Below are 21398 nucleotides of genomic sequence, written 5' to 3' on the forward strand. Positions count from 1 at the left end.
GTGTCCTGGTGATCAGGCTCCGCCGAAGCCGGCCGCAGGAGCAGTGCCCGCAGTCATCGGGATGACCTGCCAGAAGTCACTTTCCGCTCATTGCGTGATCTCCGACCGCCGCCCCTGGCGCCGCATCGCTGACTGACGGATGCCTCGCCCTGCCGGAAGTCACTTTCTGTGCGCCACGCATTGCCAGCGCCGCCGCCAACTCGCAGCATGGCCGGGTGAGGAATTTCCTGCGCGCGCTGCTGACCCCCTTCAACCTGCCGGTGCTGCTGACCTGGGCCGCGGTGTGGCTGGCGCTTCCCTACGACAGCGCGCACGGTCCGCTGATCTGGGCGGCGATGACGGGTTTCCTCATCACCAGTCTGCTGACCAATCTGATCGAGCATTCCGTTTCGCTGCGCACGGCCGTCTGGTTCGCCTTTCAGGCGCTGTGCGCGCTGACGGTGATCTGGATCGCGCCCCGTGGCGGCGTGGCGCCGGCGCTTCTGGTGATCCTGGTGTCGCAGCTCGCGCTGACCTATTCGCCGCGCACGACGGTTGTGATCGTGGTCGCGCTGAACCTGATCCTGTACCTGATCCTGCGGCGCGGGCGCGTGGAGAGCGCACCGGTCGTGGTCACCGTGTTTCTCGGGTTTCAGGCCTTCGCCGCACTGATCGCCTATTACGCCAAGCGCGCCGAGCGCACGCGCGACCAGCTCGCCCTGGTCAACGCCGACCTGCTCGCCACCCGCGCCCTGCTCGCCGACAGCGCGCGCGATGCCGAGCGCCTGCGCGTAGCGCGCGAACTGCATGATGTGGCCGGCCACAAGCTCACCGCGATGCGCCTGAACCTGCGCGCGTTGCAGTCCGATCCGGTACTCGGACAGCGCGGTGAAATCCGCATCGCCGAACAACTCTCCGGCGAACTGCTCGAGGACATCCGCAGCGTGGTGTCGGCGCTGCGCGACACGCACGGCCTCGATCTCGCCATCGCGCTGCGCGCCCTGGCCGCGCCGATGCCGAAACCACGCCTGCATCTGCGCATCGACGACGATGTGCAGGTGCGCGATCCCGCCGTCGCCGAAACGGTGCTGCGCCTGGTGCAGGAAGCGCTCACCAATTCCGCGCGACACGCTCACGCCGACACCCTGGGCGTGCAACTGCAATGCGAGGACGACAACTTGCTGATCACCATCGAGGACGACGGCCGCCTGCGCGGCGAACTGCGCGAAGGCAACGGCCTGTCCGGCATGCGCGAGCGTGTCGCGGCCGCGGGCGGAACGCTGACGATCGCACCCGGTGCATCGGGTGCGCTTCGGCTTCACGCGAGTCTTCCGTTGTGAGCGCCGGGCTGCGTATCGCGGGAGTTTGGTTGTGACGGCCCCGCTGCGCGTCGCCTTGGCCGACGACCAGGCGCTGGTGCGCGCCGGTCTGCGCGCATTGCTGCAGAACCTCGGCATCGTCGTCGCCGTCGAAGCCGAGGACGGGCACGCCTTGCTCGACAAGCTCACTGCATCGCCGGTCGACGTGGTGCTGAGCGATGTGCGCATGCCCGGCCTCGACGGCATCGCTCTGCTGCGTGCATTGCGCGAACGCGGCGATGCCACACCGGTGCTGCTGCTGACCACCTTCGACGACAGCGAACTGCTGCTGCGCGCACGCGAAGCCGGCGCGCAGGGCTTCCTGCTCAAGGATGCCGCGCCGGAGGATCTGCGCGATGCCATCGTGCGCGTAGCCGGCGGCGATTCGCTGCTGCAACCGGTCAGCACCGATCCGGTGCGTGCGCGCTACCGGTTCCACGACGAGGCACCGCCGTCGGACACGTTCAACGAGCGCGAGGTCGCGATCCTGCGCCTGCTTGCCGGCGGCTATTCCAACAAGGAAATTGCGCGCACCCTGTTTCTCGCCGAAGGCACGGTGAAGAACTACGTCTCGGCCATCCTCGACAAGCTGGGCACGCGCGACCGCACGCGGGCGGTGCTGAAGGCGATCACGCTGCGGGTGATCTGAAATCGATTTCGCGGGCGCGAAACCCCGATGGCGGGCGTGTGCCGTGAACAAAACGCCGGGGTTTCCCCATGTCGCGATTCGTTTGTCATCGCGTCTCATTCCATAATGACGGCCCCTGTCCTCTGCCAGCGAGCCCATGTCCGAGATCTCCCTGACCCGCTACCTGATCGAAGAACAGCGCAGCGACCGCATCAAGCCGGACCTGCGATTGCTGATCGAAGTGGTCGCGCGCGCCTGCAAGAGCATTTCCGTCGCCGTGGGCAAGGGCGCGCTCGGCGGCGTGCTGGGTGATGCCGGCACTGGCAACGTGCAGGGCGAGGCGCAGAAGAAGCTCGACGTGCTGAGCAACGAAATCCTGCTGGAAGCCAATGCCTGGGGCGGCCATCTCGCCGCCTGCGCGTCGGAGGAAATGGACCACAGCCAGCCGATCCCGGACATGTATCCGCGCGGCAACTATCTGCTGCTGTTCGATCCGCTCGATGGCAGCAGCAACATCGACGTCAACGTCAGCGTCGGCACCATCTTCTCGGTACTGCGCTGTCCGGACGATATCGCGCAGCCTGAAGACGAACATTTCCTGCAGCCGGGCACCGCGCAGGTCGCGGCCGGCTACTGCATTTATGGGCCGAGCACGATGCTCGTCCTCACCATCGGCAACGGCACGCATGCGTTCACCCTGGATCGCGAACAGGGTTCGTTCGTGATGACGCAAGCCAACATGCGCATTCCGGAAGAGACCAAGGAATTCGCCGTCAACATGTCCAATCAACGCCACTGGGAAGCGCCGATGCAGCGCTACGTCGGCGATCTGCTGGCGGGCAAGGAAGGGCCGCGCGGCAAGGATTTCAACATGCGCTGGATCGCCTCGATGGTGGCCGATGTGCATCGCATCCTCACGCGCGGCGGCATCTTCATCTATCCCTGGGATCGCAAGGACCCAGGCAAGCCCGGCAAGCTGCGCCTGATGTACGAAGCCAATCCAATGAGCCTGCTGGTCGAACAGGCCGGCGGCGCCGCCAGCGACGGCCGTGGACGCATGCTCGACATCCCGCCGACACAGCTGCACCAGCGCGTGCCCGTGTTTCTCGGTTCCAAGGGCGAGGTGGAAGCCGCCATGCGCTATCACCGCGAACACGACGCCGCGGCCGCATGACCACGACGCACGACTTCATCGAAGTCTTCGATGAAGCATTGCCGCGCGAAACCTGCGCGGCAATCGTCGAACGCCTGCGCGCCAGCGATGCGCTGGCACCGGGCCGCGTCGGCGGTGGCGTACATCCCGAACTCAAGCGCAGCCGCGATCTGTCACTGACCGGCCGCCAGGACTGGGCCGACGTGGAACAGGCGCTCAACGTCGCCGTCTACGACGGCCTGCTCGCCTACCTGCGCCGCTATCCGCAGGCGCTGATCGCGCCGCTGATGCTGCAACAGCCCGGCGAAGACGGAACACCGAAACGCCTCACCGCCGAGGATCTTTCGGCGATGGACGATCGGCGCCTGGGCGAACTGGCGCGCACCTGCCTGCGCCCCGGCACGATCAACCTGCAGTGGTACACAGCGGGGTCCGGCGGCTATCCGTACTGGCACTGCGAACTGTATCCGCGCGATGCCAGCGTCGAGACCCTGCATCGGCATCTGCTGTGGACGCTCTATCTCAACGAGGAATTCGAGGAAGGCGAAACCGAATTCCTGTTCCAGCAACGCAAGATCCAGCCCACGACCGGCACCCTGCTGATCGCGCCGACCGCGTTCACGCACACCCATCGCGGCAATCGTCCGCAGCGCGGCGACAAGTTCATCGCCACCAGCTGGATCCTGTTTCAGCGCGCGCAGGCGCTGTACGGCGAGAACGCGGGCGCTTAGAGCATTTCAGCGCTCACACAAGTGGACGCGGCGGCTGGTTCAACACCAGCCAATACAACCCCACCTGCTTCACCGCTCCGACAAACTGCTCGAAATCCACCGGCTTGCGGATATAGCTGTTCACGCCGAGCGCATAACAGGCCTCGACATCGAAAGGCTCGGCGCTGGTGGTCAGCACCACCACGGGCAGATGCCGGGTGCGCTCGTCGGCACGAATCGCTTCCAGCACTTCGCGGCCGTCGACCTTGGGCAGATTCAGATCGAGCAGGATCATGGTCGGCAACTCGCCAAGATTGCGGCCGGCATGCTTGCCGCGCGCGAACAGGTAATCGAGCGCCTCGGCGCCATCGCCGACCACGGTGAGAGGATTGACGATCCTGGCCTCGGCAAAGGCGATCTTCGTCAGTTCGATGTCGTCCGGATTGTCTTCGACCAGCAAAATTTCTTTCTGCGACATGCCTTCCCGCTTCGTGGCTGATGGCTCCCAGGCCCAGGCTTCAGGGCCACTGGAGAATAGAGCCTAAACGTCGTCGCGTCTGCGGCACGTTGACGGATTTTCTAGCCAGGATTCCGAGGTCCCGGGGCTTCCGCCACCGCCGGCAGTTCGAGATGGAACGTACTGCCCACTTCGATTTCCGACTCTGCCCACAGCCGTCCGCGATGGCGCTCGACAATGCGGTGCGCGACCGCGAGGCCGATGCCGTTGCCACCGGCCTGCTCCGGGCCATGCAGGCGCTGGAACGGTTCGAACAGCTTGTTCGCATAGCGCATGTCGAAACCGATGCCGCGGTCGCGCACGTCGATGACGATGTGGTCGCCTTCGCACCGGCCACTGACCGAGATCTCGACGCGATCGCGATCACGCGAGAATTTCCAGGCGTTGTGCAGCAATTGTCCCAGCAACACCTTGAGCTGGCGTTCGTCGCCGAACGCCACCAGGCCCGGCTCCACCTCGATCTTGTTCGCGCGTTGCGGCTCGGCCTCGGCCAGCTCGATCGCCACCCAGTCGGCCAGCAGGCTCATGTCGACCGGTTGCAGCTTGAGTTCGGCGCGCGAGGCGCGGGACAGTTCGAGCAGTCCGTCGATCAGCGTCGCCATCTGCGTGGTCGCTTTGCGGATGCGATCGAGGTAATCGCGCGCGGTGTCGTCGAGCTTGGCGCCGCGATGTTTCGCGAGCAGACCGGCGAAACTTTCCACCGCCCGCAACGGCGCGCGCAGATCGTGCGACACGCCGTATGCGAACAATTCCTGCTGCCGGTTGATGGCTTCCACTTCCGCGGTGCGCTCGGCCACGCGGCGCTCCAGCGTCTCGTTGAGTTCGCGCAATGCCTGCTCGGCTTCGTGCTGCGCGGTGATGTCGCGCAACTGCAGGATGCAATACACCTGCTTGCCGCGCGTGTCATGCATCATCGCGACGTTGAGATGCACCCAGACCATCTGCCCGTCGCGGCGGATGTAGCGCCTGCGGGCATCGACCGTCTCGCGCGCGCCGCTGGCCAGGTCGGTGATGGATTTCTTCACCGTCACGATCTCGTCGGGATGGCTGAACTGATAGACCGGCTTGCCGATCAGTTCCTCGGCGCTGTAGCCGAGCATGCGTTCGAGGGCGGGATTCACCTCGAGCCAGAGGCCGTTGAGATCGGCGATCGCCATGCCGATGCCCGCCGATGCCATCGCCAGACGAAACCGCCCGTCATCCGCCCCCCCGTTGCTGCTGTCCACGTTCGACATTCCATGACCTTGCCTGTCCGGCCGACAACTTAGCAAGAAGGCCGTGGACAGGGCGTAAGGTTCGTGAATGGGCGGAGGTCGTCCCTCATCAAGCCGTTCATCCAGAACAAAAAAGAGGCGCCGGGGTCAACTCAGTTTCCCCCGGCGCCTCCACGTTGCATCACTCATTGACCACGGGCTTCCTCGTAGCCGTGGAAGACCACGCTGGCCTGCGCGCGCCCCTGCGTGAGCGAGCGCAGCGCCGTGGTGTAGCCGGCGAGCGCCGCCAGCGGCGCATGCGCGAGGATGTCGGCTCGGGCGCCCTTGTCCTCGATCGCCGCCACGCGGCCGTTGCGACGCTGCACGTCGCCGACGACATCGCCCAGATGTGTCGCGGGCGTGTCGATGGCCACGGTCATCACCGGTTCCAGCAACGTGGTGCCGACCCGCGCGAGTGCCGTCTTCATTGCCTCCATCGCCGCGCGCTGGAACGCCAGGTCGGACGAATCCACCGCATGGGTTTCACCGTCCATCAGGCGCACCGTGATGCCGACGACGGGATAGCCTCGCGGCCCTTCCGCCAACGCCGCGCGCACGCCTTTCTCGGTCGCCGCCACGAACGCTTTCGGCACCACGCCGCCGACGGTGTGGTCTTCGAAAGTGACCAAACCATCCTCACGCGGCGCGATGTCGAACACCACGCGCGCGAACTGGCCCACGCCTCCGTTGCGCTTGACGACCTTGCCCTCGACGCCATGCACCGCGGCGCGTGGCGTTTCCTGATAGGCCACGCGGGGCGTGCCGGTGCGCACTTCGACGTTCCACTCGTTGCGCAAGCGTTCCACCATCACCTCCAGATGCAGTTCGCCCATGCCCCAGGCCAGCGTTTCGCCGGTGTCGGCGTCGGTCTCGACGCGGAACGACGGATCTTCCTGCGCCAGCGCGGCCAATCCCTGGCCCAGCTTGATCAGGTCGGTCGCCTTCTGCGCCGACAGTCGCCATGACAGCACCGCGGGTTGCGCCTGTATGGTTTCGAGCGTGATCGGCATGGTCGAAGCACTCAGCGTTTCTCCGCTGAGCGCATCCTTCCAGCCGAGGATCGCCACGATCTCGCCCGCCATGGCCTGCGTCACGTCCTGCGTGCGGTCGGCCTGCACGATCGCCAGGCGCCCGATGCGACGCGCATTTTCCTGCCGCGAACGCCACACCGTGTCGCCCACGCGAAGCGTGCCCGAGTACACGCGCACATACGTCACGGGACCGTGCGCCTGATGCGCGATCTTGAACACCAGCGCCGCGAGCGGACCATCGGGATCGGCGGCGAGCCGCGTCTCCTCGCCGTTTCGCTCGGCCCGGATCGAGGGACGATCCAGCGGCGAAGGCAGGTAGTGCACGACCGCGTCGAGCAACGTATCGATGCCCTTGTTGCGGATGGCCGAACCCGCGAGCACCGGCACGCCAAGGCCTGCCAGTACGCCGCGGCGCAGGGCCGCGCGCAGCATCGCGTCGTCGATCGGCTGCTCGTTGATGTATGCCTCGGCAAGCAAGTCGTCGTGTGCGGCCACCGCTTCGATCAGCCGTTGCCGCGCGCCGTCGTAACTTGCCGCGTCAGCGGTCGACCAGTTGCTGCGTTCGGTCTCGCCAGCCTCGTTCCAGCGCACGATCGTGCGGTGAACGAGATCGACCCAGCCATCGAACGCGCCGTCGCTGCCCAGCGGCACGCCCAACGGCCACGGTTGCGCGTCGAGCTTTTCGCGCAGCTGCATCAGCACGCGTTCGAAATCGGCGCCCGGTCGATCCATCTTGTTGACGAAGGCGATGCGCGGCACGCCATGCCGTTCCGCCTGGTGCCAGACGGTTTCGGACTGCGGCTGCACGCCGTCGACGGCCGAGAAGACTGCGACCGCGCCGTCGAGCACGCGCAAGGAGCGTTCCACTTCGATCGCGAAATCGATGTGGCCCGGCGTATCGATGAGCGTCAGGCGATGCGGCTGGTCGCCTGGTGGCGTCCAGTCCAGACGCACGGCCGCGGCGCCGATGGTGATGCCGCGCCGACGTTCGATATCCGAGAAGTCGGTGGTGGCCTCGCCGTCGTGCACTTCGCCGATGCGATGGATGGCGCCGGAAGCCCATAACAGGCGTTCGGTGAGTGTGGTTTTGCCGGCGTCGATGTGGGCAATGACGCCAATGTTGCGCCAGCGGGAAAGCAGTGTGCGGGTGTTCATGAGTTCGTTTCTTCAGTCGCCAACATGCGGAGCCGCACGCCCCTGTTGGCAACGGGACGGGCGGCTAGGGTTCGGTCTCGGCGAGTGGGTGCATGGCACGTTCTCCTTGGGTTTGATGCGGTGTGGTTGGGTATTCAGTACGTCCGCTAACGCTCGATGCAGCGATCGCGACGAAAAACAGGCAATAAAAAAGCACCCGGTCGGGTGCTTGTTCGTTTCGCGTGTCGGGCGGAAGGATCAGTTCGATCCGTCGCGTCCGGTCACGAAAGGCAGGCACACCCGACCCGCGCTTGCGCGCTGGTGATTCAGCAGGATCAGTAGCGGATTCCGCGTCATGTCCGTGGTCGGGTGGGATGAATGAAGATGTGAATTCTGCGCGCGGCATCGCAACAGCGTCAATTACGGCGCATGGGTTTCATTGTCCCGCCATTAGGATTGGCGGCGCTCCTGTCAGAACAGCTCGCCTTGCGGCGACGGCTTACGCGGCGCCACGAACCGGCTGCCATCCAGCGGCGGCAAACGCCCGAAGCCGAGGCGGCGATGCGCCTTGGCGAAGCGCATGGCGAGCAGTTCGGCGAAGGGGCCTTCGCCGCGCATGCGCGTGCCGAACGCGGAGTCGTAATCCTTGCCGCCGCGCATTTGCTGGATCAGGCTCATGACGTGCTGGGCGCGTTCGGGATAGTGGAGCTGCAGCCATTCGCGCCAGACTTCCTTCAACTCGTGCGGCAGCCGCAGCAGCACGTAACCGGCCGCGCGCGCGCCGGCATCAAAGGCGGCTTCCAGGATCGCTTCGAGATGCTTGTCGGTGATCATCGGGATCACCGGCGCGACCATCGTGCCGACCGGCACACCGGCTTCGTGCAAGGCGCGGATCGTCTTCAGCCGTGTGTGCGGCGCCGCCGCGCGCGGTTCGAGTTTCGAGGACAGCTTGTTGTCGAGCGTGGTCACCGAGACGTAGACGGTGACCAGGCGTTGCTCAGCCATCGGCGCCAGCAGATCGAGATCGCGCTGGATGAGCGCGCTCTTGGTGATCAGGCTGACCGGATGCTTGCACTCGGCCAGCACTTCCAGCACCGAACGCGTGACGCGGTATTGACGCTCGATCGGCTGATAGGCATCGGTGTTGATGCCCAGCGCGATCGGCGAGCAGCGATACGAGGGCTTGGCGAGTTCCTCGCGCAGGCGTTCGGCGGCGTTGGTCTTGGCGTAGAGCCTGGTTTCGAAATCCAGGCCGGGCGACAGATCCAGATAGGCATGCGAGGGCCGCGCGAAGCAGTACACGCAACCGTGTTCGCAGCCGCGGTAGGGGTTCACCGACTGGCCGAAGCCGATGTCGGGCGAATCGTTGCGGCTGATGATGCTGCGCGCGCGCTCCTCGGTGACGCTGGTCGCCGGGTGCGGTGGCTGTTCACCGTCCTCGCCCGCCGCGTCGGAGAAGTCGTAGGCCGACCCCCAGCCGTCGTCCTCGGCGCGCGCCACGCGCTTTTCGTAGCGCCCGGTGACATAGGAGGCCGCGCCGCGACCCTTGATCGCACCGAATTTCCCGACCGCCACTTTGCCGTTGTCGCGCATGGCATTAGCCTACGCCCCATCCGTCGCAGCCGACGCGACATCGAAACGCGCCGTCAGCGCGTTGAGGGTACTGACCGATGATCGAGTGGCTCCAGGACGCGTGGCACGCATTCATCTCGATCCCGCACCTGGGCATGTACGTGACCCTGGTGTGGGTGATCTATCTGGTCGGCCTGTGCGGCTGGATCGTGCTGCAGAAGCGCGAGCCGGCGGCGACGCTGGGCTGGCTGCTCAGCCTGGCCGCCCTGCCCTACGTCGGCTTCGTCATCTATCAGGTGTTCGGGCCGCAGAAGATCACCCGTCATCGCCTGCGGCGCGGCCGCAACCGGCTCACGCTGCAGGAGCGGAGGCTTGACGAGGACAGCGGCGAGAACGCGGAACTGGCCCGGCTCGGCCAGCGCACCACCGGACTGCCGCCCTCGTCGGCGCGGGACGTGCGCCTGCTGATCGACGGGGCGGCCACCTACGACGCGCTGCTGGCCGACATCCGCAATGCGCGCGAGCACATCCATCTGGAGTACTACATCTATCTACCCGACCGCACCGGCACGGCGATCCGCGATGCGCTGGTGGAACGTGCCCGCGCCGGCGTGAAGGTGCGCGTGCTGCTCGATGCGGTGGGATCGAAGGCCAATGCGCGCTTCTTCGAGGAGTTGATCCGCGCCGGCGGCGAATTCTGCTGGTTTCACCCGGCGCGCTTCGGCCGCATCTGGACGCGCACCTGGGTGAACATGCGCACGCACCGCAAGATCGTGGTGATCGACGGTCGCATCGCGTACACCGGCGGCATCAACATCACCGACGAGGAAAACGAGGCGCTGCGCGCGGACGCCTACCGCGATCTGCACCTGCGCATCGACGGCGATGCGGCGCACTTGCTGCAGCTGGTGTTCGTCGAGGACTGGATGTACGCCACGCAATCGCGCGAGATCGTGGCGGAGCTGGCGCGCAATCTGCCCGAGCGGCGGCCGGGGCCGATCCCGGCGCAGGTGCTGCCCTCGGGGCCGGATTCGTCGTGGGAGGCGATCCATCGCCTGCACGTGGGCGCGATCCATGCCGCCGTTCGGCGCGTCTGGCTGGTCACGCCCTACTTCGTGCCCGGCGAGGCGGCCCTGATGGCGCTGACCTCGGCGGCGCTCGGCGGGCTGGATGTGCGCCTGCTGGTGCCGCAGCGCAGCGACAGCCGGCTGGTGACGCTGGCCGCGCGCTCCTACTACGACGAGCTGATGGCCGCGGGCGTGAAGGTCTACGAATACGGTCCGCGCATGTTGCATACGAAAGCGCTGCTGGTCGACGACGATGTCGCCATGATCGGCACCGCGAATTTCGACAATCGCAGCTTCCGCCTGAACTTCGAGGTGTCGATGCTGTTCCACGACGCCGGCATCGCGGCGCAGCTGGCGCACCTGATCGAAGGCGAGTTCCCCCACGCGCCGCGCGTGCGCCAGGATCGCTCGCAATCCTTGTTCGGCGTGCGCCTGCCCGAGGCGGTGGCGCGGTTGTTTTCGCCGCTGTTGTGATCGCCACCAGGTTCCGGGACGCGGGCTCCCGTCCTTTCGTGACCGGGCACCCAGCTCATGCCGCCTCGGCCGCGCGAATGCGGCCTCGACTCGCAAGTGTGCGGCATCGCCATTTACACTTGGCTACCTGGTCCCTTCCCTTCCCGTGAGGCGCAGATGATCTGGCTTTACCTGCTGCTGGCCATCGTCGCTTTCGTGATCGCCCTGAAGACCACCTCGATGGTCGTGGTGATCCTCTGCCTGTTGGCCGCGCTCGGTCTCCTGATCGCCTGGGTGCTGGGCCTGCTCGCGCAGCGCATCGGCAACCAGAGCCGCGATGTGGAGGTTATGCTCGATCCGCAGGCGCTGCGTCGTCTGCGCGAGCAGGCCGAGGCGCGCAGCCAAAGCACCGGCGTGCCCTCCCATTCGCAGCACGATTCACCGCAACCGTGACTTCACGTGGAGCGCATGCGCGAAGCGGCGCATGCCTGTGCGGGATTCCCCTGTGACGACGCACACGCGATGACCGTTCTCAGCGTCAATCTCAACAAGATCGCCGTGCTGCGCAACTCGCGCGGCGGGCGCGAGCCCGACATCCTGCGCGCTGCGCGCGTCTGCCTGGATGCCGGCGCGCATGGCATCACCGTGCATCCGCGTCCCGACGCGCGCCACGTGCGCGCGTATGACGTGCTGGCGCTGGCCGCGCTCACGCGCGAGTACGGCGTCGAACTGAATATCGAAGGCAATCCGTTCGCGCCGGCGCGGGCCGGCTATCCAGGCTTCCACGCCCTGTGCGCGCAAGCGCGGCCGGCGCAGGCGACACTGGTGCCGGACAGCGATGCGCAGCTGACCTCCGATCACGGTTTTGATTTCGCCCGCGATGCCGGGGCGCTGCAGCCGCTGATCGCGGGGTTGAAGGCGTTGGATTGCCGCGTCAGCGTGTTCGCCGACACGGGTGCCGACGTGGCGCGCGCCGCCGCGATCGGCGCCGATCGCATCGAGCTGTACACCGGTCCCTACGCCGACGCTTTCGCCGCCGGCACCGGTCTGGACGCCCTGCCCGCCTATGCCGAGACCGCGCGCGCCGCGCTGGCGGCGGGGCTCGGCGTGAACGCGGGGCACGATCTCAACCAAGCCAACCTCGCCATGTTCCTGGCCGGCGTGCCGGAGGTCAGCGAAGTGTCCATCGGGCACGCCCTGATCGGGGAGGCGTTGTATGACGGTCTGGAGACGACGGTGAAGCGTTACCTCGCCATCGTTTCAGTGTGATTCGTCAGTTTCGGACGAATCAGTTCCGAACGAAGCGGACTTGCTCCAGGCCAGCGTTCTCAGCCGCCGCCAGCACCTTCGCCACGACCGCATAGTCGGCATCGCCGCTGGCGTCGATTTCCAGCTTCGGTGCATTGCGCGGATCGCGCATGACTTCGCCCTGCATCATGTTCTGCAGGGCGGAAAGCGGAGTGAGGCTGCCATTCCAGAGCACGTCGCCTGAAGCCTCGACGCGCAAGTTGATCGGCTCGATCGGCGGCTGCGGCTGAACCGGGTCGATCGGCGTTGTTTGTGGCAGCGTCATCGGAATCACCTTCGTCGCGATCGGCGCGGCGATCATGAAAATCACCAGCAGCACCAGCATCACGTCCACCAGAGGCGTGATGTTGATCGTGGCCATGCTGCGCTGCGCGGAACCGTTCGAGAACGCCATGACGCACCTCGCTTCCGGAATGGGCACGGCTTCACGCTACACCCAGCCGCGCGGCGTCTGCAAGCGGGTCCCTCCTCTCGGATGAGCCAGACACTCGTCATCCCGGCGAAAGCCGGGATCCAGCTTTTCTGCCGGGGCTGCAAATCATGTGCTGACCGGAAGGCTGGATCCCGGCTTTCGCCGGGATGACGAAGCGATGGGCCGTCTGTGCCACGCATAAAAAAGCGCCGCCCATTGGGCGGCGCTGAAAGGTTTGGTAAGCGTCCGGCCGGCGCGCTGCGGTGCGCCGGCCTTGGGTTTTACTTCTTGACGAAACCGATCTTGATCATCTGTGCGTTCTTGGCGCTGGCCAGCACCTTGGCGAGGATGCCGTAATCGGCATCTTCGTTGACGTCGATTTCCAGCGTGGGCTGGTTGTTGACGTCACGCTGCACCTCGGTCTCCATCATGTTGCGCAGAGCCGAGAGCGGTGTCGGGCTGTCGTTCCAGAACACTTGGCCGGAAGCATCGACGCGCAGACGGATCGGCGGCGGCGGTTCGACCGTGGTCGGTGGTGGATTGAGCGAGCGCTGCGGCAGATCGATATCGATCGGATACGACAGCATCGGCGCCGTCATCATGAAGATGATCAGCAGCACCAGCATCACGTCCACGAGGGGCGTGACGTTGATGTTGGCCATCGGGCCGCCGGTAGAGCCGGAACTGAATGCCATGGTCTTAAATCCTCAGTTACCCTGATCCTTCGTGGCGACGAAACCGACCTTGCGCATGCCTTGGCCTTGCGCTGTGTTCATCACTTCATTGATGAAGCGGAACTTGGTGGTGGAATCGCCACGAACACGGATTTCCGGCTGCGGAGTCTTCTGCGCTTCGACCGAGAAACGACTTTCCATCGTGTCGCGGTTGACGAGCTGGTCGTTCCAATACAGGTTGCCATCATCGGTCACCGTGATGGTGATCGGCTGCGTCTTCGGCGTTGAATCGGGAATCTTGTCGAGATTCGCCTTGGGCAACTCCACCTTGATCTTGTGCGACATCAGGGGTGCCGTGATCATGAAGATGATCAGCAGCACCAACATCACGTCCACGAGGGGCGTGACGTTGATCTCGGACATCGGTGCGCCGCTATCGTCGCCGGTACTGAAGGCCATGGTCGGGCTCCGTCAGGATTCAGGGAGATCGATTCAACAAGATCAACGCTTGACCGGCACTTCGCCGACGCGAGCGCCGGTGGCGAAGAAGTCGTGTAGGTCGTGCGCGAAGGTGTCGAACTTGTTGTTGGTGATGCGGTTCAGGCGCACGAAGAAGTTGTAGCCGAGCACCGCCGGGATCGCCACGAACAGGCCGACCGCGGTCATGATCAGCGCCTCGCCCACCGGGCCGGCCACCGCGTCGATCGAAGCCTGACCACCGGCGCCCAAGCGGATCAGCGCGCCGTAGATGCCCCACACCGTACCGAGCAGACCGACGAACGGCGCGGTCGAACCGACGGTGGCGAGCACGGTGAGGCCGTTCTCGAGCTTCATCGATTCGCGGGTCACGGCCTGACGCAGGGCGCGGTCAACGAACTCGGAGCGGTTGAGCGACTCGACCAGACGCGAACCTTCATGACGCTGATGGTGCGCGGCGGCCTGGGCAGCGTCGAGGGCGATCTTGGAGAACGGCTCGCTCTTGGGCTGATCTTCCATGTGGCGGATCGCGTCCTGCGCGTTCGTGGTTTCCCAGAACGTGGTGGTGACGTTGTCACCGCGGCGACGCAGGTTGGCGTTCTTGAGGAAGTTGACGACGATCCAGTAGATCGACATCACCGACATCAGAACCAGAGTGATGGTCACCACCCACTGGACGACGTGCTGCCCAGGGTTGGTGGTCATCTCGGTAATCAGATGGTCGACACCCATCTGGGACAGAGCAGCGGCGGCGTCGCCTCCCGTGGGGGCGGCGGCGGGCGCGGTGGTGGATTCCTGCAGCATGACGCTTACCTTTGTGGATGTTGTGGTTTGGATTTAAGTGGAGCGGTGGAACGATGTTGCGAAAGGATTCGTGGCGAAGCCGGCATCAACCGAGGTTGAAGTCGACCGGGACGCGCACTCGGCCAGCGGCCTTCGCGCCGTTGACGACGGACGGGTTGAAGCGCCACTTGCGCGCGGCTTCCATCGCGGCGCGATCGAGATCGCGGTTGCGGCTGGACTTCTCGACCGACACGTTGGTGACGTTGCCGTTGGCGTCGACGTCGATGATCAGGATCACCGTGCCCTCGATGCCGGCGCGGACGGCCGCAGGCGGGTACTTCGGCGGGTTCATGTTCTTCGACGAGATATCGACGCTGGCGCCGATGTCGGCCACCGGGGCGGGCGGCGACGGCGGGGCCGGCGGCGGGGCCGGGGTATCCATCGGCGACGGGGTGTCGACGATGATCGGCGGCTCTTCCGGCGGCGGCGGCAGCGGCGTGGGCTGCGGTGGCGCCAGCTGCTTGATTTCCTGCGGCTTGGGCGGTTCCGGCGGCGGCGGCGGCGGTGGGGGCGGCGGCGGCGGCGGTTCGATGATCACCACGCGGGTGGTCTCTTCCTCGTCCTTCGGGCCGCCGGGAGGCGCCACCGGCGCCATCAACAGCAACAGCGCGCCGACGTGCACGGCAATGGCCAGGGTGATGCCCGCGATGCGCGGCCAGTTGAGACCGTCTTCGTCGCGGTCGTCGTACTTGGAATGACCGTACTCGGAGTGTTTTGGCAACTGTTCCGTCATGCGCAGCAGGCTCGAATGTGGCCGGACGCCGCAGCGCACCGGGTGTTGTTGAACCGCAGCCTAATCACAGCCACGGGAACCTCTAAGCTTATACCAATCGATGGCAGCGATACCAACCGCTGCGGCGTGCGCGCTGACATCAGCCCCCCTTCAGCGCAAGGATTTTCTTGGCGTCTTCAGGCTTCTTGAGACCTTTGTCTAATGCCTTCTGCGCGGCCTGCTTGGCGTCGCCAATCTTGTTCTCCTGCCACAGGATGCGTGCCAGGTTCAGGTAGGTTTCGCCATCCGGCGACAGCGGCGCGGCCTTCTTGTAGGCCTCGATCGCCTGCGGGATCTGATCGGAGAAGTAGTAGGCCTGCGCCAGCGCGAGATTCGGCTGGTAGTCGGTCTGCTTGAGGATGCCCTTCTGGAAGCCGTCCTCGATCACCGCGATCGCTTCCTTTTCCTTGTTCTCGGTGTTGAGGTAGGTGGCGTAGAGATTGCGGTACTGCTTTTCGTCGGTGAGCTGACCGGCGGCGCGCATCTTCTCCATCAGCGCGATCGCCTTGTCGTTCTGGCCGGCCTGCATGTAGATGGCGGCCATGTTGTTCTGCAGCTTCACGTCGTTCGGATTCTTGGCGAGCAGGCCCTCGGCGACCTTGGCGGCCTCGGCCGGCTGGTCGCTGTCGAAGTAGGCGGCCATCAGCACCTGCTGCCAGTCCGGCTTGGCGTCGGCGCCGGCGGAGTCGATGCCCTGTTTCAGCGCGGCGATCGCTTCCGGGAACTTCTCCAGGCGATAGAGGATATTGCCCTTCACCACCAGGTACTCGGGCTTCTGCGCCTTGGTTTCGGTCAGGAACTTGTCCAGCGTGGCCAGCGCTTCGGCGTACTGGTCGTCCTGCATCTGCAGTTGCGCCAGCATGTACATCGACTGGTAGTGGCCGTTGTTGTCGAGCGCGTTGAGGTCGATGGCCTGCTGCAGGTACTTCTTGGCGGCGGCGGTGTCGTCCTGGCCGTAGGCGGCCTGCGCGGCGATCTGGTTGGCGAAGGCCTTCTCGTAGGCGTTGGCTTTCTCGTCGGCGATGATGGCATCGGCGGCGGTGCGCGCTTCGGGCTGCTTGTCGTCGTTGTACAGGTCCAGCATCTTCTGCATCTTCGACGCCAGCTTGCCGGCCTTGCCCTCGGGTGCCTTGCGCGCCGCGTCCGGGTACAGCACCTCGGCCTTGCCCGATTTCTGCGAGCTTCTGCCGCGCCGGCTGTTGCCGTCATCCGAGCCGGACTGGGCGAGCGATTCCGAGGTGGCGAACAGGAGCAGCACCGAGACGATGGCTGCGCTCAGCGCATGCTTGCGTGCCTTGTTGGACATAAATCACCAAGACGAAAGGGGGCGGAGTTGGAACCCGTCGCGAGGCCGGGGGTGCGAACCCTAACAGAATCGAGCGCGACAAGCGCTATGTGAATTTAACGTGAGCTTCATCTGTCCCCGCAATGACAAAAAATGTCATTGCATTGTCATGGGTTGACATTCGTGAACGGATGCTGAGGGGGCAGTCGGTAATGCGGATTTCAGGGTGTGGGTTAGGCGGGAAAAGGCTGGTTTTTGGCTCTGGATTACCTGGAGCGGGGATTCCGAAAGCAGAAAATGTGGTTGTCTTTCGATTCGGTGACGAGGCCTCATCGGTTCGTGTTGCGCTGCCGTCCATGTCGCTACATTTCAGACTTCGGATCGTCCGGCCTGTCGCCGCGCTGACGGCGCGGCTCCAAATCCATGGCCGGGCGTTCAGGGCGACAGCACCTCAGAGCGTTGAGGACGTCCTTCGACCTTGAAGGCGTCCGCCAGCACGCAGCCCCTCACCCACATTTCGGGTTGTGCCCGGAGGCTCTCGCCTGCTCGTAGGTCGGCACCAGGCCGGCGGCACGCCCCTGCAGCTCGCTGATGCGCGCCTGCGGGTCCGGGTGGGTCGACAGCCACTGCGGCGGGCGGCTGCCGCCGGCGGCGATCATGTTCTGCCACAGGTTCACGGCCTGGCGCGGATCGAAGCCGGCCTTGGCCATCAGCTGCTGGCCGACGACGTCGGCCTCGCTCTCCTGGGTGCGCGAATTCGGCAGCAGGAACAGGCCCTGCGCGGCCATGCCACCGAACTGGTTGGTGGCATTCGCCGCGCCCTCGCCGTAGCGCGCGCCCAGCACGGCGCCGACGATGCCCAGGCCCGTCTGCGCGCTCATCTGGCGGGTGATGCGCTCATCGTGATGGTTGGAGATGACGTGGCCGATTTCATGGCCGATCACGGCCGCCAGCTGGTCCTGGTTCCTGGCCACGCTGAAGATGCCGGTGTAGACGCCGACCTTGCCGCCCGGGAGGGCGAAGGCGTTGGGATCCTTGTTGACGAACACGGCGGTTTCCCAGCCGGTGGTCCGCCACTGCGGCGGCAGTTCCTTCGTCAGCGCATTGACCACGCAGCGCACGTAGGCGATCTGCTTGCTGTCCTTGCTCTGCGGCACCTTGGACTTCTGCTCGGAGAAGGCCTGCAGGCCCATCTGGTTGAGCCGGTCCTTGGAGACGGCCCCGACGTACTGGGTGCGGCCGGTGGGCGATTTGGTGGTGGCGCAGGCGGCGACGGTCGCGGCGATCGCCAGGCCGAGCAACAGCGGCAGCGGTTTCATCAACATTTTCATCAGGGCTCCCCGGTCGAGATGACGGGGACGTTTTAGCCCTGCGAGGATTAATCCCCGATCAACCAATGCCCAGGACGATCATGATGCAGGCGGCGAGATTGTTGAGCGCATGCACCCCGATCGGCGCCCACAGCGTGCCCGTGCGGCGGTAGATCCAGGCCAGGGCGAGGCCCATGAGGACGTAGTACCCCCACAGCAGCGCCGCGGCGGCGGGCGAGTTGTTGCCCATGCCCGGAAATTCGTGCGCCAGCGCGAACAGCACCGAACTGAGCAACGCGCCCAGCACGGGGCGACCGGCCGCCCACAGCCGCCCGAACAGCACGCGTCGGAACAGCACTTCCTCATACAGCGGCGCCAGCACGACAGCGAACGCCCACAGCAGCCAGGGCATGCGCTGCTGGATGTCCTGCATGATCTCCAGGTTGCTCGGCGCGAACTTGGAATCGATCCATGTGGCGAGCGAGGTCGTCCCCATGCTCGCGCACATGACGACCACGAGCGTCAGCAGCACCCAGCCCCAGGTCGATGGCTTGCGCGCCGCCTGCCAGGACAGCGCGCGCTCCTGCACGCTGGCGCGGCGACGCCAGAAATAAACCGTGAACGCCGCGGCGGACATTCCCAGCAAGGTCATCAACAGGAGCGACAGCGTGCCCGGCCCTTGCTGGATCACCGCCGGATCGAAGGGCACGCCGCGGCGACTCTGTTCGAATCCGAGCCAGACGCCCCACAGCATGCTGTAGGCGATGCTCACCGCGAGCATGATCGCCACGGCGATCACGGCATCGAGCGCGAACGCCCACACCGGCGATGCCACCCGTTGCGGCGGCAATGCCGGGATCGTCTGCGTGTTCGGATCGTAAGCTTCCATGCGCGTCCCCTTGCTTCGCCTGGGACGTCCATCGGGACGCCCGTGAGGCGTTCTGTTTCAGACGTCCAGATCAGACATCCAGGTTTGCCACCTTCAAGGCGTTATCTTCGATGAACTCGCGGCGCGGTTCCACCACATCGCCCATCAGCGTGGAGAAGATCTGATCCGCGGCCACCGCGTCCTCGATCTTCACCTGCAGCAGGCGACGCGTTTCCGGATTCACCGTGGTATCCCACAGCTGCTCGGGATTCATCTCGCCCAGGCCCTTGAAGCGCTGGATTTGGCGGCCCTTCTTCGCTTCTTCCAGCAGCCAGGCCTGCGCTTGCGCGAAGCTCGCCACCGGCTGCGCGCGATTGCCGCGCACGATCTGCGCGCCCTCGCGGATCAGGCCGTGCAGCAGCGATGCAGCATCGCGCAGCGGACGCAGTTCGCCGCTTTCGAATACCGACAGCGGCAGCACCTGCACCAGCTCCTCGCCCATGTGACGGCGCGTGATCAGCAGCGCGGCTGCTCTGGATTCGTTGGCCAGCTGCAACTGCAGCGAATAGCGCGGCTTGCCGAGCCCGCTGCGATTGATGCGGGCTTCCAGCGCGTCGAGCTCATGACGTTCGTCGGTGTTCGCGACCAGATGCTGGGCATCGAGCGGCGTGAAGTCGATCAGCGCTTCGAGCACGCTCGGATCGTAGCGATGCGCGTTGCGTGCGATGGTCTCGCGCGCACCCGCATAGGCGAGCAGCAGTTTCTCCAGCGCCGAGCCTTCGATCGCCGGCTCGCCGGTGGCGGGAATCAGCGAGGCCGCCTCGACCGCGCTGTTGGCGAGATACGCATCGAGCGCCGCATCATCTTTCAGATACAGCTCGTTCTTGCCCTGCTTGATCTTGTACAGCGGCGGCAGGCCGATGTAGATGTGGCCGCGCTCGATCAGCTCCGGCATCTGCCGGTAGAAGAACGTCAGCAGCAGCGTGCGGATGTGCGAGCCGTCGACGTCGGCGTCGGTCATCAGGATGATGCGGTGATAACGCAGCTTGTCCGGGTTGTACTCGTCCTTGCCGATGCCGGTGCCGAGCGCGGTGATCAGCGTGCCGACTTCGGCGCTGCCGAGCATGCGATCGAAGCGCGCGCGTTCGACGTTGAGGATCTTGCCCTTTAGCGGCAGGATCGCCTGCGTCTTGCGGTTGCGGCCTTGCTTGGCCGAGCCGCCCGCCGAGTCACCCTCGACGATGAACAGTTCCGAGAGCGCCGGGTCCTTTTCCTGGCAGTCGGCGAGCTTGCCGGGCAGGCCGGCGATATCGAGCGCGCCCTTGCGGCGGGTCAGGTCGCGCGCCTTGCGCGCGGCCTCGCGGGCGCGGGCGGCCTCCACGATCTTGGCGGTGATGGCACGGGCTTCGAGGGGGTGTTCTTGCAGGAACTCCTCCAAACGTGCACCGAACGTGCTCTCAACAACCGGTCTCACTTCCGATGAGACGAGCTTTTCCTTGGTCTGCGAGGAGAAGCTCGGGTCCGGCACCTTCACCGACAGCACGGCGATCAGGCCTTCGCGCATGTCGTCGCCCGACAGCGTGACCTTGGCCTGCTTGGCGATGCCGTTCTGCTCGATGTAGTTGGTCAGCGTGCGCGTAAGCGCGGCACGGAAACCAATCAGGTGCGTGCCGCCGTCCTTCTGCGGGATGTTGTTGGTGAAGCAGAACATCGTTTCCTGGTAGGCGTCGGTCCACTGCAGGGCGACGTCGACAGTGATGCCGCTCTGTTCGCCGGTCACCGAGATCACGTTCGGATGCAGCGGATTCTTCAGCTGCGCCAGATGCTCGACGAAGCTGGCGATGCCGCCGGCGTACTGGAACACGTCGCGACGCACGCCTTCCTCGAGCGTGTGCCCGCCGCGTTCGTCGGTCAGCGTGATCTTCACGCCCGAGTTGAGGAAGGACAGCTCGCGCAGGCGCTTGGCGAGGATGTCGTAGTGGAATTCGATGTCGGTGAAGGTCTCGGCCGAGGGCCAGAAGCGCACCAGCGTGCCGCGCTTGCCGTCCTGCGGTCCGACCACGGCCAGCGGCGCCAGGGGCTCGCCCATGGCGTATTCCTGGTGGTGGTGGTGGCCGTCGCGCCAGATGTCCAGGCTGAGCCTGGAGGACAGCGCGTTGACCACCGACACGCCGACGCCGTGCAGGCCGCCGGAAACCTTGTAGCTGTTGTCGTCAAACTTACCGCCGGCGTGCAGCTGGGTCATGATGACCTGCGCCGCCGAGACGCCTTCTTCCTTGTGGATGTCGACCGGGATGCCGCGGCCGTTGTCGAACACGCTGACCGAGCCATCCTCGTGGATGGTGACCACGACGTCGTCGGCATGGCCGGCGAGGGCTTCGTCGATGGCGTTGTCGACCACCTCGAACACCATGTGGTGCAGGCCGGTGCCGTCGTGGACGTCACCGATGTACATGCCGGGGCGCTTGCGCACGGCGTCCAGGCCGCGCAGCACGGTGATCCGGCTGGAGTCGTAGTCGTTCGGGGCGTTCTTGTTCTGGTTTGGGCCGGCGCCAGCTCCGGTGGGGAGGGCGTCGTCGGTTGTTTCGGTCATG

20 protein-coding genes are annotated in these 21398 nt (G+C 65.5%); 7 read left to right on the plus strand and 13 right to left on the minus strand.

Annotated features, from left to right (window positions below):
- Window positions 1-128: 128 nt before the first annotated feature.
- The 4 genes from AC1RNP_RS01680 to AC1RNP_RS01695 all read left to right on the plus strand — a co-directional run bounded on the left by AC1RNP_RS01680 (window position 129) and on the right by AC1RNP_RS01695 (window position 3849).
- Window positions 129-1319 carry a histidine kinase gene (locus AC1RNP_RS01680; protein WP_493049787.1) on the plus strand — a complete coding sequence of 397 codons (1191 nt, stop codon included), beginning with the start codon at window positions 129-131 and terminating at the stop codon, window positions 1317-1319.
- A gap of 31 nt (window positions 1320-1350) precedes the next feature.
- Entirely contained in the window at window positions 1351-1986 is a 636-nt protein-coding gene (locus AC1RNP_RS01685) for a response regulator transcription factor (protein WP_493049480.1), read from the plus strand.
- A 136-nt stretch (window positions 1987-2122) separates the two neighbouring features.
- Window positions 2123-3139, plus strand: coding sequence for a class 1 fructose-bisphosphatase (locus AC1RNP_RS01690; RefSeq protein WP_493049481.1), 1017 nt, complete (start codon window positions 2123-2125; stop codon window positions 3137-3139).
- Window positions 3136-3849 carry a 2OG-Fe(II) oxygenase gene (locus tag AC1RNP_RS01695; RefSeq protein ID WP_493049482.1) on the plus strand — a complete coding sequence of 238 codons (714 nt, stop codon included), beginning with the start codon at window positions 3136-3138 and terminating at the stop codon, window positions 3847-3849. Before AC1RNP_RS01690 ends, AC1RNP_RS01695 begins: the two co-directional genes overlap by 4 nt.
- A 13-nt stretch (window positions 3850-3862) precedes the next feature.
- Here the strand turns inward: AC1RNP_RS01695 and AC1RNP_RS01700 are convergent, their stop codons facing one another.
- The 4 genes from AC1RNP_RS01700 to AC1RNP_RS01715 all read right to left on the minus strand — a co-directional run bounded on the left by AC1RNP_RS01700 (window position 3863) and on the right by AC1RNP_RS01715 (window position 9356).
- On the minus strand, window positions 3863-4306 hold the full coding sequence (locus tag AC1RNP_RS01700) for a response regulator (protein ID WP_493049483.1): 444 nt from the start codon (window positions 4304-4306) through the stop codon (window positions 3863-3865).
- A 101-nt stretch (window positions 4307-4407) separates the two neighbouring features.
- Complete coding sequence (locus tag AC1RNP_RS01705; RefSeq protein ID WP_493049484.1) at window positions 4408-5571, minus strand: sensor histidine kinase; 1164 nt, start codon at window positions 5569-5571, stop codon at window positions 4408-4410.
- Window positions 5572-5744: 173 nt separating this feature from the next.
- Window positions 5745-7784, minus strand: a complete 2040-nt coding sequence (fusA, locus tag AC1RNP_RS01710) for an elongation factor G (protein ID WP_493049485.1) — start codon at window positions 7782-7784, stop codon at window positions 5745-5747.
- 450 nt (window positions 7785-8234) lie between these two features.
- Window positions 8235-9356, minus strand: a complete 1122-nt coding sequence (locus AC1RNP_RS01715) for a PA0069 family radical SAM protein (protein ID WP_493049486.1) — start codon at window positions 9354-9356, stop codon at window positions 8235-8237.
- Window positions 9357-9433: 77 nt separating this feature from the next.
- Between AC1RNP_RS01715 and cls the strand changes: the two genes are divergently transcribed.
- From cls to AC1RNP_RS01730, 3 genes are all read left to right on the plus strand, one after another.
- On the plus strand, window positions 9434-10876 hold the full coding sequence (gene cls, locus AC1RNP_RS01720; RefSeq protein WP_493049487.1) for a cardiolipin synthase: 1443 nt from the start codon (window positions 9434-9436) through the stop codon (window positions 10874-10876).
- Window positions 10877-11032: 156 nt separating this feature from the next.
- The gene (locus AC1RNP_RS01725; RefSeq protein WP_493049488.1) at window positions 11033-11308 is read left to right on the plus strand and encodes a hypothetical protein; all 276 of its coding nucleotides are present in this window, start codon (window positions 11033-11035) and stop codon (window positions 11306-11308) included.
- A 69-nt stretch (window positions 11309-11377) separates the two neighbouring features.
- Window positions 11378-12124, plus strand: coding sequence for a pyridoxine 5'-phosphate synthase (locus tag AC1RNP_RS01730; protein ID WP_493049489.1), 747 nt, complete (start codon window positions 11378-11380; stop codon window positions 12122-12124).
- Window positions 12125-12143: 19 nt separating this feature from the next.
- Here the strand turns inward: AC1RNP_RS01730 and AC1RNP_RS01735 are convergent, their stop codons facing one another.
- From AC1RNP_RS01735 to gyrB, 9 genes are all read right to left on the minus strand, one after another.
- Window positions 12144-12557, minus strand: a complete 414-nt coding sequence (locus tag AC1RNP_RS01735) for an ExbD/TolR family protein (protein WP_493049490.1) — start codon at window positions 12555-12557, stop codon at window positions 12144-12146.
- A gap of 299 nt (window positions 12558-12856) precedes the next feature.
- Entirely contained in the window at window positions 12857-13270 is a 414-nt protein-coding gene (locus tag AC1RNP_RS01740) for an ExbD/TolR family protein (RefSeq protein WP_493049491.1), read from the minus strand.
- Between the two features lie 12 nt (window positions 13271-13282).
- On the minus strand, window positions 13283-13708 hold the full coding sequence (locus AC1RNP_RS01745; protein WP_493049492.1) for an ExbD/TolR family protein: 426 nt from the start codon (window positions 13706-13708) through the stop codon (window positions 13283-13285).
- Between the two features lie 42 nt (window positions 13709-13750).
- A complete protein-coding gene (locus tag AC1RNP_RS01750) occupies window positions 13751-14530 on the minus strand; it encodes a MotA/TolQ/ExbB proton channel family protein (RefSeq protein WP_493049493.1) in 780 nt (259 codons plus the stop codon).
- Window positions 14531-14615: 85 nt separating this feature from the next.
- Window positions 14616-15302, minus strand: a complete 687-nt coding sequence (locus AC1RNP_RS01755) for an energy transducer TonB (RefSeq protein WP_493049494.1) — start codon at window positions 15300-15302, stop codon at window positions 14616-14618.
- Window positions 15303-15441: 139 nt separating this feature from the next.
- Entirely contained in the window at window positions 15442-16647 is a 1206-nt protein-coding gene (locus AC1RNP_RS01760; protein WP_493049495.1) for a tetratricopeptide repeat protein, read from the minus strand.
- 485 nt (window positions 16648-17132) lie between these two features.
- A complete protein-coding gene (locus AC1RNP_RS01765) occupies window positions 17133-17951 on the minus strand; it encodes a M48 family metallopeptidase (protein WP_493049788.1) in 819 nt (272 codons plus the stop codon).
- Window positions 17952-18015: 64 nt separating this feature from the next.
- Window positions 18016-18825: a CPBP family intramembrane glutamic endopeptidase gene (locus AC1RNP_RS01770; RefSeq protein ID WP_493049496.1), complete on the minus strand. Its 810-nt coding sequence runs from the start codon at window positions 18823-18825 to the stop codon at window positions 18016-18018.
- A gap of 70 nt (window positions 18826-18895) precedes the next feature.
- Complete coding sequence (gene gyrB, locus AC1RNP_RS01775) at window positions 18896-21397, minus strand: DNA topoisomerase (ATP-hydrolyzing) subunit B (RefSeq protein ID WP_493049497.1); 2502 nt, start codon at window positions 21395-21397, stop codon at window positions 18896-18898.
- Window position 21398 lies beyond the last annotated feature (1 nt).

This window comes from Luteimonas sp. GW821-FHT14E02, assembly GCF_058803905.1.

Excerpts from the sequence above, each read along its gene's own strand:
- AC1RNP_RS01690 (WP_493049481.1), top strand. The coding sequence starts at position 2,123 with ATGTCCGAGATCTCCCTGACCCGCTACCTGATCGAAGAACAGCGCAGC.
- AC1RNP_RS01695 (WP_493049482.1), top strand. The coding sequence starts at position 3,136 with ATGACCACGACGCACGACTTCATCGAAGTCTTCGATGAAGCATTGCCG.
- AC1RNP_RS01700 (WP_493049483.1), bottom strand. The coding sequence starts at position 4,306 with ATGTCGCAGAAAGAAATTTTGCTGGTCGAAGACAATCCGGACGACATC.
- fusA (WP_493049485.1), bottom strand. The coding sequence starts at position 7,784 with ATGAACACCCGCACACTGCTTTCCCGCTGGCGCAACATTGGCGTCATT.
- AC1RNP_RS01715 (WP_493049486.1), bottom strand. The coding sequence starts at position 9,356 with ATGCGCGACAACGGCAAAGTGGCGGTCGGGAAATTCGGTGCGATCAAG.
- cls (WP_493049487.1), top strand. The coding sequence starts at position 9,434 with ATGATCGAGTGGCTCCAGGACGCGTGGCACGCATTCATCTCGATCCCG.
- AC1RNP_RS01725 (WP_493049488.1), top strand. The coding sequence starts at position 11,033 with ATGATCTGGCTTTACCTGCTGCTGGCCATCGTCGCTTTCGTGATCGCC.
- AC1RNP_RS01730 (WP_493049489.1), top strand. The coding sequence starts at position 11,378 with ATGACCGTTCTCAGCGTCAATCTCAACAAGATCGCCGTGCTGCGCAAC.
- AC1RNP_RS01735 (WP_493049490.1), bottom strand. The coding sequence starts at position 12,557 with ATGGCGTTCTCGAACGGTTCCGCGCAGCGCAGCATGGCCACGATCAAC.
- AC1RNP_RS01740 (WP_493049491.1), bottom strand. The coding sequence starts at position 13,270 with ATGGCATTCAGTTCCGGCTCTACCGGCGGCCCGATGGCCAACATCAAC.
- AC1RNP_RS01745 (WP_493049492.1), bottom strand. The coding sequence starts at position 13,708 with ATGGCCTTCAGTACCGGCGACGATAGCGGCGCACCGATGTCCGAGATC.
- AC1RNP_RS01750 (WP_493049493.1), bottom strand. The coding sequence starts at position 14,530 with ATGCTGCAGGAATCCACCACCGCGCCCGCCGCCGCCCCCACGGGAGGC.
- AC1RNP_RS01755 (WP_493049494.1), bottom strand. The coding sequence starts at position 15,302 with ATGACGGAACAGTTGCCAAAACACTCCGAGTACGGTCATTCCAAGTAC.
- AC1RNP_RS01760 (WP_493049495.1), bottom strand. The coding sequence starts at position 16,647 with ATGTCCAACAAGGCACGCAAGCATGCGCTGAGCGCAGCCATCGTCTCG.
- AC1RNP_RS01765 (WP_493049788.1), bottom strand. The coding sequence starts at position 17,951 with ATGTTGATGAAACCGCTGCCGCTGTTGCTCGGCCTGGCGATCGCCGCG.
- AC1RNP_RS01770 (WP_493049496.1), bottom strand. The coding sequence starts at position 18,825 with ATGGAAGCTTACGATCCGAACACGCAGACGATCCCGGCATTGCCGCCG.
- gyrB (WP_493049497.1), bottom strand. The coding sequence starts at position 21,397 with ATGACCGAAACAACCGACGACGCCCTCCCCACCGGAGCTGGCGCCGGC.